Source organism: Neorhizobium sp. P1_A6, assembly GCF_056406795.1.
The window spans coordinates 26518-40644 of record NZ_JBFTZM010000027.1; the positions used below are offsets into that span (position 1 = coordinate 26518).

Below are 14127 nucleotides of genomic sequence, written 5' to 3' on the forward strand. Positions count from 1 at the left end.
GCGCGTTCGATCAGGGCCTCGGCTACATTGCGCAGTTTTCCAGTTTATCGTCCCTGCAGGACCTTGACGATATTCGGCGTCAGATCGCCTGCATAAACGGCGGAAACATCCGCGAATGTAATCCTGCGTTTGACAAGACCGTCAAGCGCCCGTTGACAGAACACAGCCGGGGCTTTCGCCTCCGAGACGTTCATGAAGACGGAGGCCTCCTTCTTCCAGGCCGTCGTGCGTTCTTTCTTAAGGCAATTTGCATAGACGGCATTCCGCGCCCGGGAACTCCCCTCCAAAGCGGTTACAACCACTTCATATTGATTTCGTGTCGGCCCGCATGATGCGAGGCACGCGGCCGCAACCGCTAACGCAACTACTTGAGAAAGCTTCATAATATCCCCCGAAATGAACGGATGTATGGGTAGTATGCGATGGGGAATTTTGCAACTGAAAAAACAGAGAAAAAGGACTGTCACAACCCTGACATGATCATCGCGTCTAGGACGTCAGCCGGCAACCCGGAACGACACCGGAAAGCCCCGCATCACCGAATTGGCGACCGTGCAGACGCTTCTGGCGCGTTCGATCAGGGCCTTGGTGTCGGCACCATCGCCCGAGGTGCAGATGACGTCGAGTTCAGCACCGACGGCGATCAGCGGCGCGCCCTCGAGCTGAAGGGTGACGCTGACCGCGATATCCTCGGTATCGATGTTCATCTCGTGCGCCGCGTATCGGAGGTCGTTGCAGAAACACCCGCCGATCGCCAGCGCCAGAAGCTGTCCGCCGTTGAACCCGAGATTGCGCCCGCCGGCCTTGCCCTCCGGCCGGTCGACGACGATCGTATGGCTGCCGGCCCAGCCCAAAGCCGCCTCGGTTCCGCCCACGTTGCGAAGCTCGACGATCGACGTAATCATGGGGCAATCCTCCTCAGCTGATCTGATGACGCTACCTATCTGAAATCCGTTCAACCTGTGCCCGCCACGCCCCCTTCATCAGCCTGTAACAAACTTTCCCGATAGAAGGCTGAAAACGTGTCCGTTGGCGCGAGTCGTGGACGGATCGGCAACCGGGTTCGACCTTCCATGACAAGAATAACCATCGTGACGGATGCCTGGTACCCTCAGGTGAACGGCGTCGTCCGTTCGATCGAGAATACCAACCGGGAACTCGCCCAGATGGGCGTCGACGTGACGATGGTGACGCCACAGGACTTTACCAGCGTTCCCTGCCCCACCTATCCGGAAATCCGCCTGTCGGTCGCCACCTACTGGCAGATCGCCAGCGCCATTCAGGCGTCGATGCCGACTGCCGTTCACATCGCCACCGAAGGTCCGCTCGGCCTGCTCGCACGCCGCTGGTGCCTGAAGAACAACATTCCCTTCTCGACCAGCTATCACACCCGTTTTCCGGAATATGTGGCGGCGCGGTTCCCCATCCCGGTCCGCTGGCTGCACGGCTTCGTGCGCTGGTTCCACAATGCCGGCAATGGTTGCATGGTGGCGACCGCCAGCCTCGAACGCGAGCTTTCGAAGCTCGGCCTCAAAAACTTGCTGCGCTGGAGCCGCGGCATCGACCAGACGATGTTCCACCCGATGGATCTCGACGAACGGCCCTTCGACCTGCCGCGCCCGATCTTCATGACCGTCGGCCGCGTCGCGGTGGAAAAGAACCTGCCGGCCTTCCTCGATCTCGATCTGCCCGGCTCCAAGGTCGTGGTCGGCGACGGCCCGGCGCGCGCCGATTTGCAAAAGCGATATCCGAACGTGCTGTTCACCGGCATGAAGACCGGCGAGGATCTCGCCCGCGCCTATGCCCAGGCCGACGTCTTCGTCTTCCCGTCGAAGACCGACACGTTCGGCAACACGATCCTGGAAGCGCTGGCCAGCGGCGTGCCGGTCGCCGCTTACCCGGTCACCGGCCCGATCGACATCATCGAGGACGGTTCGGGTGCCGGGGCGCTCAACGAAGATCTCCGCCTGGCCTGCCTTGCGGCGCTTGGCTGCTCGCGCGAAAACGCAAGGCAGCTCGCCCGCAAATTCACCTGGGAAGCGGCGTCGAAACAGTTTTTGAACAATGTGCTGATTGCCCAAGGGCGGCCGAAACTGCCGGCCCCACGGGGTGGAATTAGGCCTTCGACGGTATAACGCCAATCCCCATCCGCTCGCCTCGCAAGGCGCGCTCTCCCTGCATACGACGATATTCGCCCGGAGGAAAAGAGACGGTGCGGCAGTCTCCCAATGATCTCCCCCCTTGAGGGGAAGATGTCACGAAAGTGACAGAGGGGGGTGACGACGGTTCGGCAAATACAGCGGCAGAAGAGTGTGCCGCGACACCCCCCTCTGCCCTGCCGGGCATCTCCCCCTCAAGGGGGGAGATCGGCAGGATGCACCGCCCCGTTCCTCACAGGCGATGACCTCCCGCCTCGCGGGAGAGCCAAAAACGCCAGATACAAACCCAGAAACCCCTCACCGCTTCTTCTTGCGTCCCTCGAAGGGATTTTCACCCGCCTTGAAATGCATGCGGATCGGCACGCCTGGAATGTCGAAGTCGGCGCGCAACCCGTTGATCAGGTAGCGGATATAACTTTCCGGCAGCGCGTCCGGCCTGGTGCAGGACACCATGAAGGCCGGCGGGCGGGCCTTGACCTGGGTCATATACTTGAGCTTCAGGCGGCGGCCGGAGACGGCCGGTGGCGGATGCTGGGTCTGCACGCCATCGAGCCAGCGGTTGAGCCTGGCGGTCGAGATGCGCTTGTTCCACACCTTGTCGGTGTCGATGATGCTCTGCATCAGCTTATCGAGACCGTAGCCGGTCTGGCCGGAAATCGGCACGGCGCGAAGCCCCCGCGCCTGCGGCAGCAGCCGTTCGGTCTTTTCGCGGAGATCCGCAAGCACCGCCTGCGTGTCTTCAACCAGATCCCACTTGTTGAAGGCAAGCACCGCGGCCCGGCCTTCGCGCAACACCAGGTCGACGAGCTGCAGGTCCTGCTTCTCGAACGGAATGGTGGCGTCGAAAACGATGACCACCGTTTCGGCAAACCGGATCGAGCGCAGCGCATCCGCAACAGACAGCTTTTCAAGCTTCTCCTGGACGCGCGCCTTCTTGCGCATGCCGGCGGTGTCGAACATCTTGATGGTGCGGTCGCGCCATTCCCACTCGACAGAGATCGAGTCGCGGGTGATGCCCGCTTCCGGCCCGGTCAGCAGCCGGTCTTCACCGAGGAAGCGGTTGATCAGCGTCGACTTGCCGGCATTCGGGCGGCCGATGATGGCGACGCGCAGCGGCTTGGTCTCGTCGTATTCCGGCTCGGCCTCATCCTCGCCCTCGTCCGCAAAATCGGAATCCCGGACGTCGATATTGGTCTCCGCCTCGTCATCGTCTTCCGGAAACGCCCGCTCCTCGCCGAGCGCCTCGACGATCGCATCGCGCAGGTCGATCATCCCCTGGCCGTGCTCGGCCGAGATCGGAACAGGCTCTCCGAGACCCAGCGTATAGGCATCGTAGAAACCGGCGTCGGAACCGCGCGCTTCCGACTTGTTGGCGACCAGCACGACCGGCTTGCCGCTGCGGCGCAGCAACTCGCCGAACGTCTTGTCGAGCGGCGTCAGGCCGAACTTGGCGTCGACCACGAACAGCGTCAGGTCGGCGTCGTCGACCGCGGCCTCGGTCTGGGCGCGCATGCGGCCTTCGAGCGTTTCCGGCCCGGCCTCTTCGAGACCGGCGGTATCGATGATCGTGAATTTGAGGTCAATGAGCTTCGCGTCGCCCGGACGGCGATCGCGGGTGACGCCCGGCGTGTCGTCGACAAGTGCCAGCTTCTTTCCAACCAGGCGATTGAAAAGCGTGGACTTGCCGACGTTCGGGCGTCCGACAATGGCGACGGTGAAGCTCATTCTGTATCCTTAAAGCCCTGGGCGGAAACCGTCAGGGCGCCTTGCCTGAAGAGGCGATGTTGTCGAGCATGATCTGCGCGCGGTTGGCAACATTGCGCGGCGCAGAGGCGTCATTGGCGATCTGCTGGAACCATTCCTTGGCCTGCGCGACCTTGCCGGCCTTGTAGGCGGCAAGACCAAGCGCCTCGCGGGCGGAATTGGCAAGCGGATTGGCGGGCACGGCCATGGCCTGCACTTCGGCGGCCACCTGTTCATAGGTGCCGTTGTCGATCAGCAGCCAGGCGGCGCGCATCCGGGCAAGGTCGCGCATCGACTGTGGCGCCTTGGCGTCCTTGCCGACCGCCGAGAAGGTGGCGATCGCCCCAGTGGCGTCGCCCTTGGACTGCTGCACCGAGCCGGCGCGCAGCTTGGCGAGCACGGGATAGGCGCCGCTGCCGTCCTTTTCGAGCGCGCCGAAGGCGGCCAGTGCCTCGTCGTTCTTGTTTTCCGAAGCAAGCTTCAGGGCCGCCAGGAAACGGTCGCCCGATTGCGAAGAATTATGTGTGTTCCAGTATTCATAGCCACGATAACCAGCCGTACCGACGACGATCAGCACGGCGACCGCGATCACAATCCTGCCGTAACGCTGCCATGCACCCCTGAACTGATCGGAACGAAGCTCCTCGTTCACTTCGCGAATAAAACTGTCGTCGTCCTGCGCCATCAAAGTCTCCGGCCCAACCGGCCCATCATGCGGAAAAGCGCCTTCTAGCCTATTTTCCCGGAGATGTAAGGCCCCCCTTAACTCCCGTCGCGCAAAAGTGGTCCCCGGTTTTGCAAAGTCGGCAAGCGCAACCCCGAAAACATCCGCTCGGAACACTCGTGGGCGACCTTTCGGGCGGAATCCACACTTAAACCTGACCGCTCAAAGCTTCGCCTTATTCTGCGGCCACAAAGCCCGCTGCCCTTCGCCATGATTCAGGTACCTTATGCGTTCGCTTGCCCTTCCCCTCGCCCTCTGTCTTCTCGCAGCGCCGTTTGCAGCCAGCGCCGCCGACAATACCGCTGGCAAGCCGAAACAACTGGTGATGGTCTCGTTCGACGGTGCCGGCGCCAACAACCTCTGGCAGCGCAGCCGCGACCTTGCCAAGCGCGCCAACGCCCATTTCACTTACTTTCTCTCCTGCACGCTGGTGATCGAGCGCGCCAATGCCAAAAGCTACCAGGGGCCGAACGAGAAGCCGGGCAAGTCGAATATCGGCTTTGCCCAAACCGCCGCAGAGGCTCGCAAACGGCTCGGCCATGTCTGGCAGGCGCATCTCGAAGGCCACGACATTTCCAGCCATACCTGCGGCCATTTCGATGGCAAGGACTGGACGGCAGCCGATTGGAGCGCGGAATTCACCACCTTTCGCGACGTGCTGACCAATGCCTGGAAGACCGCCGGCGCCGGATCGGAGGAGCCCACCGGCTGGAAGGATTTCGTCGCGACCGGGATCAATGGTTTCCGCGCCCCCTATTTTTCCACCAGCCCCGGCCTGGTCGAAGCCGAAAGACGGGCCGGCATCCGCTATGACGCCAGCCTCGTCACCAAGGGACCGGTCATGCCGGAGGAAAAGGGCGGGCTTATCCGCTTCGGCCTGCCGCTCATTCCGGAAGGCCCGTCCAATCGGCCGATCATCGCCATGGACTACAACCTCTTCATCCGCCATTCCGGCGGCATCGACAATCCGAGCAGTACCGCCGAATTCGAGGAACGCGCCTACTCCGCCTTCAAGGCCGCCTTCGACAAGGAGTATGACGGCGACCGCATCCCCCTCCAGATTGGCCTGCATTTCGTCGAAATGAACGGCGGCGCCTATTGGCGGGCGATGGAACGGCTGGTGACGGAAGTCTGTGGGAAGCAAGACGTAGCCTGCGTCAGTTATTCGGAGGCGATCAGGCTGATCCACGAACGGGAGAAGCCACGGGTGGCATCGGGGCTGTAGGGTTCAGGCTGGGTTCGTGAGGCTGGGGCGATACAGGACCCTCCCGGCCTGCACGCATAAAAAACCCCTCCCGCCCTGCCGGGCACCCTCCCCACAAGGGGGAGGGAGATCTGCCGCGATGTCGGCGCCAAATGACGGATGTCAGGGCGTACCGTCTCCCCGCCAGTCATTGCTATGAACACGTCTGTGAATGATAGGCGCTTCGTTTGGAGCGGTGAGCGCACGGCATATGTCCCTCCCCCTTGTGGGGAGGGTGGCCGGCAGGCCGGGAGGGGTCTTTGCCGGGGACGATTTTCCCTGTCCACAAAAATCAGCCCAACCCCGTCAACGCCTTACCCAGATCCACTTCCCCGTCCATCCCCGCCTCCCGAACCCGCGCCATAATCACCCCGTCATCGGATGGGAAACCGGGTTCGCGAACCGGCATTCTCCTCAAGGGTTTTCGGACCCCGGTTTCCGGTGATGGCCGTCGAATGTGGTGGAACGGGAACTGACAACTCCCAAAAAGCTGCAGCAACCGGCCGGGGCAGGCAAAACCACCTACCTCCCACATACTCGATACCGCCTGCCCCAATCCCAGACCAAAACCGCGCCGGAGTGACGTCCGGCGCGGCCCAAAATGCTGTTCTAAAAACCTGCGGACGAAATCAATACGGCCGGTCGGCCGCGATCTCGCCGGCTTCGGCTTCCCGCTCCAGATAGTGCTGGTCGATTTCCGGCAGCGGCTTGTCTTCGATGGCGGCTTCGAAGGCCTTCAGACGTTTGTGGATGGACAGCAACTCGATGATCGTCGTCCAGGAACTGACGAGATACTGGAAAGAGTTGCTTACCTGTCCGAAGGCAGTCAATATCTGCTGAAATATACCATAGGTAATCTTGTGAGCGACAATGGTGGGGATAAGCATAATTATAAGGAAATTCGCATCTGCCTGTATATAAAAGTATCGCGCAATATTGAAATAGAGATAATGCCAATACATCCGGAAATAATTCTTCCGCACATTGGAATAAAGCTCCCTTACAGTGAGGGGCTGAGCACGGTCGGCGTGATCTTCGCCGTAAACCAGTTCCTTTCGATAGGCGGCTTCGACGCGCTGATTGCGGAAGTTCAAGCCCGGAAGCTTAATGCCGACCGTTGCCAGAAGGACGGTACCAAAGGCCGACCAGAAAATCGCCAGCCAGAACAGCGCATGCGGTATCTCACCGATAACTGGCAACTCGGAGACATAACTCGACAGACCGAACAGAATCGGCAGGAAGACGATCAGCGTCATCACCGAATTAATTAGGTTGATGCCCAGTCCCTCCAGGGTGGAGGAAAACCGCATCGTGTCTTCCTGGACACGCTGGGAGGCGCCTTCTATATGGCGCAGCTTTTCCCATTTCGACATGTAGAAGTCGTTCAGCGCCGTACGCCAGCGGAAGATGTAGTGGCTGGTGAAGAAGTCCGTCAGAATTGCAACACCCATGCTCAGGAAAGCGATCTTAGCGAATACGATCTGAAGATCGTAGAAATCCCAGACCGTAATACCTTCCTTACCCGCTAAAGCATTCTGCAGCAGATCGCCGAAGGGGCGGCGGAAATTATTAATGACGACCGAAACCTGAACGCTGAAATAGGTCACCGCGATGATCAGCAGCGAACCCCAGATCGACCAGCGCTTCCAGGAATGATCCCTGGCGACGACGGTCCAGACGCCCCCGAACAGCACCAGGCAGACCGCGAAATACGCATAAAACCAGAGATTAGCAGGCACCAGGAAATAGGAAAGATCGTAAGGTTCCCGCTCCGGCATCACATATCCGAAGGATGCGCCAAGACCGTCGAAGACGAAATACCAGGCCAGGATGGTAACAATGGCCCAAACGACGCCCGAAAGTGCGAACAGTTTCGGCCGGGGAAAGAAGGAGTGGAACACGGAGCTTTGGCTTTCCTGAGTTCGAGTCGGCGGGATGTCGGAAACGACTGTTGAGCCGGAAACTAAGGCAGTTCCAAGGGAGCGGCAATGGCCCCGTCATTTTGTTACGCAATTGTAACCACGGGATTATTAGGAAGCGCTGCGCGCAACCGGGAGTGCGAGGAGAACGCACACGACAAGGGCCGCCGCCGCAAGAAGCGTCGGGGCGACGAAACTGCCGCTCCCTTGAGCGATCCAGCCGGCGACCAGCGGGCCGATGATCTGGCCGGTGCCGAAGGCGGCGGTGGCGGAGGCGAGTGCCCGGCGCGGGCTTTCCGGCGAAAGCTTCCGGCCGATCTGCAGCCCGTAGGCGGTGATCACCATGAAGGTGACGCCGAGCAGCAGCCCGCCGACAAGCGCACCCGCCGTCGGCGGCAGCATGACCGAACCGAGCACCCCGACCATCTGCAGGCCGAGCGCCGTGGCATAGGTTTTGCCGAGCCCGAAGCGGTTGACCACCGGCCTCCAGAGCAGGAGTGAAACGGCAGCCGCCGAGCCGGTCAGGAACCAGGCGAGGAATTCGACGACCGGGCCGGCATTCCCCATCCGCGCTATGGTGACGAGGAAGGTCGCGGTGATCACGTAGCCGAAGCCGAAAAGTCCGTAGGAGGCAGTGAGCAGCACGAGCGGCCTGCGCCATTTAAGCGGCGGTTCGACCGCCGCGCCGGTGCCGATCGCCTGTTTCGGCAGGATCCACGCGACAACGGCGAGCACGACGAGCACGATCGCCGCGCCGGCGAGCCAGTTCGTCCGCCAGCCGTGCGCGCCATCACCGACCATCGTATTGACGACGAAGACCAACGCCGAGGAGAGCGTGATGCCAAGCCCGACGCCGCCGAAATGCAGGACGTTCACATTGTCGCGGCCGACCGCATAGGGCAGCACGATCGACGAGGTGAAGATCATCGCAAGCGCGCTCGCAAGGCCTGCCAGAAACCGGATGACGATGAAGGCGACGACGGAGTCGGTCGCGGCCATGGCGGCAAGCAGGATCGCGGTCGCCAGAAGCCCGCCGAGCGCCACATTGCGCTCGCGCCCCGCCGCCCAGCCATAGGCGGAGAGAATGGCGCCGGCGAGATAACCGGCGAAATTGCCCGCCGCGATATACCCCGCATCGGCCGCCGAAAGCGGAATGCCGGTCATCATGCCGGGCAGGATCGGCGTGTAGAAGAAACGCCCGAAACCCATCGCCGCCGCCATGGCGATGGCGCCGGCAAAGCCGATCAACAGGGGGCGGTGCGAATAACTCGTATTGATCTGCAGCATGGCACGGTTATCGCAGCCGCGCCCGGTCGCGGCAAATAAGGAATTTTCATTGCAGCGATGCACCGGAATGATGGATCGGTACACAAGCGATCGTGCATGTGCCGCGACGATTTGGTGCAGTGCATGACCGAAACCGTCTTGCTGCTGACATGAAAGCAAGCCAATCTCTGAGCCATCGCCATCGGGGCGCGGAGGCATGCGCATGGAACATGACCTGACCCTATCCGAAGTGCTTGTCGATCCGTTGATCGCCCAGCTTCGCCAGGCCGACGCTGTCGGTTATGCCGCTTTTGCGCAATTGCTGCAGAGTGCGTCCCGCGTCTATGCGCGCCAGATGCTGGGAAACCTTCAGACGGAGCGTACCGACGCCTTCTATCGTCGCGTCGATGCCGTGTCGGGCGCCAACAAGCACAACTGACCGACCTGCCGCGACGGCAGGTCTTCCCTCAATCCGCGAGTGTCAGGATCAACGGTCCGTTACGGGTCGCGACGATCGTATGCTCATATTGCACGGTGGGTGCCCTGGGGTCGCTGTAGAGCGTCCAGGGATCGCCATTGCCGCCGTCCTCGGCCCAGTTGGCGCCGAGTGACAGGAACGGCTCGATGGTAAACACCAGCCCGTCTTCCATCGAGCGCGTCTCGTGGCGATCCGGCCAGGTGGGGATTTCCTTCGGCTCGTCATGCAGCGTCAGGCCGATGCCGTGGCTCGAAAGATTGGTGATCAGCGTATAGCGGTTTTTCTTGGCGAAGTTTCCGATCGCATTGCCGATACCGGAAAGCGGCTTTCCGGCCTTGACCTGCTGCAGCCCGGTCCACAGCGCCCGGCGGCCGTCGCGGCAGAGCTTTTCGATCTCGCGCTTGACCGGCGGCACAGCGTAGGAGGAACCCGTATCGCCGAAAAAACCGTCCTTGACCGCCGAGACGTCGATATTGACGAGGTCGCCCGCCTGGATCACCCGGTCGCCCGGAATGCCGTGGGCGACTTCCTCGTTGACGCTGATGCAGGTGGCGCCCGGAAACTGGTAGCAGGTTTCCGGCGCCGATTGTGCACCATTGTCCTCCAGGAACTTGCGGCCGATCGCGTCGAGTTCGCGGGTAGTGATCCCCGGTTCCAGTGCCTTTGCCATGGTCTCCATCGCCTGCGCGCAAAGCCTGCCGATATCCTTCAGCTTGGCCAGTTCGTCTTCGGTGGAGATAACCATGGTCTGCCTAACGTTCTAACGTGTTCAAACTCGATCAGGCGGCCGGTTTCGCGCCATCGGCCGAGCCCGTCAATTCTTTTCTGACGACCCCAGTTCTTTTCTGACCAGCGGCGCGACTTTCGTGCCGTAGAGCTCGATGCCGCGCATCACCTGGGCGTGCGGCATAGGACCGATCGCCATCTGCAGCAGGAACCGGTCCATGCCGAACACTTTGTGGGCGGCGATGATCTTTTCGGCTACCAGTTCCGGCTCGCCGAGGAAGAGATTGCCGAGCGTCGAGCGCGCCTCGTCGAAATGCGCCCGGTTGGTCGGCCCCCAGCCGCGTTCGCGGCCGATGCGGTTCATCACCTCCGCCTGCGGGCCGTAGAACTGGTCGGCAGCGGCCTCGGTCGTATCTGCGATAAAACCATGCACGTTGATGCTGGTCTTCAGCTTGGCCGGATCCTGGCCGGCGCGGCGGGCAGCCTCCCGGTAGAGGTTGAAGAAGGGCGCAAAGCGCGGATACTCGCCGCCGATGATGGCGACCGCGAGCGGCAGGCCCATGGCCCCGGCCCGCGCCACCGACTGCGGCGTGCCGCCGACGGCGATCCAGATCGGCAGTTGCCTCTGCAGCGGGCGCGGATAGACGCCGCGGCCGTTGATCGGCGCGCGCTTCTCCCCCTGCCAGGTGACGATCTCCTCGTCGCGGATGGCGAGCAGCAGATCGAGCTTTTCGGAAAACAGCTCGTCATAGTCGCCGAGGTCGTAGCCGAACAGCGGATAGGATTCGATGAACGAGCCGCGGCCCGCCATGATCTCCGCCCGGCCATTCGAAATCAGATCGACGGTCGAAAACTGCTGGAAGACCCGCACCGGATCGTCGGACGAGAGCACCGAGACGGCGCTGGTCAGCCGGATATTCTTGGTGATCGCGGCCGCCGCGGCAAGCACGGTCGAGGGCGACGAGACAACATAGTCCGGGCGGTGATGTTCGCCGAGCCCGAACACGTCGAGCCCCACCTGGTCGGCAAGTGCGATCTCCTCCAGCAGATCCTTGATCCGCCTTGCGCCTTCCGCGCCCTTGTCCAGTGCTGCGGCATCGACATCGCCAAAAGTATGAAGTCCGAGTTCCATCTTGAAGAAATCCATTCGTTGATGCCCGTCAGATAGTTATCGGGCACGTCAGGCGCAAATGCTATTCTTTCGAAGGCATCGTTCGATGGAATGGATAGGCGCACGGCCCGACCGGCAGCACCTGTGCCATAATTTGACAACTCGCACGGGACTGTAAGATTTCGGACACAAATATAGGTTTAGCACCTAAGGGAATGGTAATCGATCGGGCATAGACTCCCCGGCCAGCAGAGACAATAGTTTAGGTAAATCGAATGAATGACGGCACCGGAAATCGGCCGGACTCGGACGTTCCGAACCTGCAATCGTCGAATGACATCCTTATCGTGGAGGATTCCGCCGCCCTTTCGGCCTTGCTGCGACAACGGCTCGAGCGGGAGACTGCCGGCAGGACCTTTTGCTGTGCGAGCCTGGCTCAAGCTCGTATGCTGCTGGAGGGGCAGAAGTTCACCCTGGCCCTGACCGGCCTCAACCTGCCCGATGCGCCAAACGGCGAGATCCTTGCCCTGCTGGCCGAATACGCGGTTCCGACAATCGTCTTCACGGCAACCTCCGAGACTGAGACCACCATCCGCTACACCGAGCGGAAGATCATCGACTACATCGTCAAGAGCGACAACACGACGGTCGATACGGTCGTCAGGACCGTGAACCGCATCCTGACCAACAACGCCTTCTCCGTTCTCGTCGTCGATGACGCGAGATGGGCCCGTTCCGGTCTGGTCGAGATCATGCAGCGGCAGAATTTTCGTGTCCTCGAAGCGCACTCCGGCAAGCAGGCTCTGGATATCCTTGCCGACAATCCGTCGATCGAACTGGTGATCACCGACTACAACATGCCCGACATGGACGGACACGAGCTGACGAGGCGCATTCGTGCAACCCGGCCTTCGGACGAACTGCGCATTATCGGGGTTTCGTCTTCGACCGACCGCGGCCTCTCCGCAAGCTTCCTGAAAGCCGGAGCGTCGGATTTCATCTACCGTCCCTTCGTCCCGGAAGAGCTGCAATGCCGCATCGACAACAATGTCGAAACGCTGACCCAGCTGAAGCGGCTGCGTTATCTGGCGGAACGAGACCATCTGACGGGTCTCGCAAACCGCCGCTTCTTCTTCGAAAAGAACCCGCCCCTGGAGCCTGCACCGCCAAACGACGCGGTTGCCATCCTCGACATCGACCATTTCAAGTCGGTCAACGACACCTACGGCCACGAGGCCGGCGACCAGGTGCTGAAGCGTCTTGCCAGCACCCTCAGGGAGATGACCATCGACAAGCGATACCTCGCTGCCCGCCTCGGCGGCGAAGAGTTCGCAATCTACATGAAGGACACCAACGCCTTCCAGGCTCATTCCTTCTGCGAACAGGTACGCAGCCGCGTCCAAACCACCACCATCCCCCTGCAGGACAAGGACATATCGGTGACCATCTCCATCGGCGTCATGGAAATGGAGGAGCGCGAGACCTTCGGCAACCAGCTCAACGCCGCCGATCAGCTTCTCTACATGGCAAAAAAGAACGGCCGCAACCGCGTCTATTCAAGCCTGACGATACCGGAAGCGCTGATCCCCCAGGCGCAGGAACCGGAGGAACCCCGTACCCGAGTGACCCGGCGCCCCGGCACCCGGTGAATTGCCAAACGAAGTTCGAATCCGTTTTCAAAGACTTACGGCAGCCTTCTGAATCAATCCCGAAAGCGCCTTGAGACCGGCGAAGCCGCCCGAGCCTCACCCGGGCGACAACTCTCTGCTTCAGAACGTCTTGGCGATCTCTTCGAGCTGTCTGGCAACGATACCCCAGCCTTCCTCGAAGCCCATCTGCTGATGGGCATTCTTGTCTTCCTCCGTCCAGTGATAGGCCGTCGCGATATATTTCGTGCGGCCGTTGCCGAGGTCCTCGAATTCGACGACTGCAGTCATGAACGGCTTTTCCGACGGCACCCAGGCGCTGGTATAGGCGTCGGTGAAGACCAGTTTCTTGTTCGGCACCACTTCCAGATAGATCCCATAATTGGGGATCTTCTCACCGTTCGGCCCTTCCATCAGGATGAAGCTCGATCCGCCTGCACGGATGTCCATCCGGGCTTCGGTCACCTTCCAGGGCTGCGGACAGAACCATTCGCCCATGCGTTCCGGCGTGGTCCAGGCCTTGTAGAGCTTGTCGGCCGGCACGTTCATCTCGCGGACGATCTGCAGCGCGTGCTTGGCGGTATTCTCGGTCATCGTCGGTCTCCCTCGAGTTTCACAAAACATCTCATCCGATGTTGAACCTAGGACGTGTGACGAGAACGATATCCGACAAGTGTCATGTAATTTTTTAAGGGTCTGCAGCAAATATTTTCGGAACCGGGTRACAGGCATCGGGAGGGGCAATGGTCCAGTTCATATTTGAGGCGACGGTCATCCACTGGCGCGGCCCGTCCCCGTTCTTCTTCGCGCCGCTCCCGCCGAACCATGCGGAGGAGATCAGGCGACTATCGAAGCTCGTGAGCTACGGCTGGGGCGTAATTCCGGTCGACGCCACGATCGGCGGCGTCTCCTTCTACACGTCGCTCTTCCCGAAGGACGAAACCTATCTGCTGCCATTGAAGGACGCGGTGCGGAAAAAGACCGGAATTACCGCAGGCGACACGATTGCCGTGGAGATGACGTTACGGCAGCCGAGGCGGTAGCGGAGAGCATTGCATGTGGAATATGAGGCGATGCGAGGAGCCCCTCCCCCTTGTGGGGAGGGGTTGGGG

Annotated in this window: 14 protein-coding genes; 5 read left to right on the forward strand and 9 right to left on the reverse strand. The window is 61.1% G+C overall.

Translation table 11 applies throughout. The annotated features are described in order from the left end of the window. Positions 1-44 precede the first annotated feature (44 nt). Positions 45-383, reverse strand: coding sequence for a hypothetical protein (locus AC1D3C_RS28920; RefSeq protein ID WP_247138677.1), 339 nt, complete (start codon positions 381-383; stop codon positions 45-47). 114 nt (positions 384-497) lie between these two features. Beyond that, the gene (locus AC1D3C_RS28925; protein ID WP_477485289.1) at positions 498-905 is read right to left on the reverse strand and encodes an OsmC family protein; all 408 of its coding nucleotides are present in this window, start codon (positions 903-905) and stop codon (positions 498-500) included. A 168-nt stretch (positions 906-1073) separates the two neighbouring features. Here AC1D3C_RS28925 and AC1D3C_RS28930 point away from each other — a divergent pair, with 168 nt between their 5' ends. Beyond that, the gene (locus AC1D3C_RS28930) at positions 1074-2135 is read left to right on the forward strand and encodes a glycosyltransferase family 4 protein (RefSeq protein WP_247138675.1); all 1062 of its coding nucleotides are present in this window, start codon (positions 1074-1076) and stop codon (positions 2133-2135) included. A 321-nt stretch (positions 2136-2456) separates the two neighbouring features. Here AC1D3C_RS28930 and der read toward each other — a convergent pair whose 3' ends face one another. Both der and AC1D3C_RS28940 read right to left on the reverse strand, forming a co-directional pair. Beyond that, complete coding sequence (der, locus tag AC1D3C_RS28935; protein WP_255759527.1) at positions 2457-3884, reverse strand: ribosome biogenesis GTPase Der; 1428 nt, start codon at positions 3882-3884, stop codon at positions 2457-2459. A 31-nt stretch (positions 3885-3915) separates the two neighbouring features. Beyond that, positions 3916-4587, reverse strand: a complete 672-nt coding sequence (locus AC1D3C_RS28940; protein WP_477485290.1) for a tetratricopeptide repeat protein — start codon at positions 4585-4587, stop codon at positions 3916-3918. 265 nt (positions 4588-4852) lie between these two features. Here AC1D3C_RS28940 and AC1D3C_RS28945 point away from each other — a divergent pair, with 265 nt between their 5' ends. Further along, positions 4853-5851 (forward strand): polysaccharide deacetylase family protein, encoded by a 999-nt coding sequence (locus tag AC1D3C_RS28945; protein ID WP_477485291.1) that lies wholly within the window; start codon positions 4853-4855, stop codon positions 5849-5851. 647 nt (positions 5852-6498) lie between these two features. Here the strand turns inward: AC1D3C_RS28945 and sbmA are convergent. Next, positions 6499-7770, reverse strand: a complete 1272-nt coding sequence (gene sbmA, locus AC1D3C_RS28950) for a peptide antibiotic transporter SbmA (RefSeq protein WP_247035743.1) — start codon at positions 7768-7770, stop codon at positions 6499-6501. A 129-nt stretch (positions 7771-7899) separates the two neighbouring features. Then, positions 7900-9075 (reverse strand): YbfB/YjiJ family MFS transporter, encoded by a 1176-nt coding sequence (locus AC1D3C_RS28955; protein ID WP_477485292.1) that lies wholly within the window; start codon positions 9073-9075, stop codon positions 7900-7902. Positions 9076-9277: 202 nt separating this feature from the next. On the opposite strand from AC1D3C_RS28955, the gene AC1D3C_RS28960 reads away from it, so the two are divergent. Further along, positions 9278-9493: a hypothetical protein gene (locus AC1D3C_RS28960; protein ID WP_038544383.1), complete on the forward strand. Its 216-nt coding sequence runs from the start codon at positions 9278-9280 to the stop codon at positions 9491-9493. Positions 9494-9521: 28 nt separating this feature from the next. On the opposite strand, the gene map is transcribed toward AC1D3C_RS28960, so the two are convergent. Further along, positions 9522-10277, reverse strand: a complete 756-nt coding sequence (gene map / locus AC1D3C_RS28965) for a type I methionyl aminopeptidase (RefSeq protein WP_477485293.1) — start codon at positions 10275-10277, stop codon at positions 9522-9524. Between the two features lie 69 nt (positions 10278-10346). After that, entirely contained in the window at positions 10347-11390 is a 1044-nt protein-coding gene (locus tag AC1D3C_RS28970; protein WP_477485296.1) for an LLM class flavin-dependent oxidoreductase, read from the reverse strand. Between the two features lie 254 nt (positions 11391-11644). Between AC1D3C_RS28970 and AC1D3C_RS28975 the strand changes: the two genes are divergently transcribed. Further along, positions 11645-13018, forward strand: coding sequence for a GGDEF domain-containing response regulator (locus AC1D3C_RS28975; RefSeq protein ID WP_477485294.1), 1374 nt, complete (start codon positions 11645-11647; stop codon positions 13016-13018). 120 nt (positions 13019-13138) lie between these two features. Here the strand turns inward: AC1D3C_RS28975 and AC1D3C_RS28980 are convergent, their stop codons facing one another. Continuing rightward, positions 13139-13609, reverse strand: coding sequence for an SRPBCC family protein (locus AC1D3C_RS28980; RefSeq protein WP_477485295.1), 471 nt, complete (start codon positions 13607-13609; stop codon positions 13139-13141). Between the two features lie 149 nt (positions 13610-13758). Between AC1D3C_RS28980 and AC1D3C_RS28985 the strand changes: the two genes are divergently transcribed. Continuing rightward, complete coding sequence (locus AC1D3C_RS28985; protein ID WP_173426752.1) at positions 13759-14058, forward strand: DUF1905 domain-containing protein; 300 nt, start codon at positions 13759-13761, stop codon at positions 14056-14058. The last annotated feature ends 69 nt before the right edge of the window (positions 14059-14127 follow it).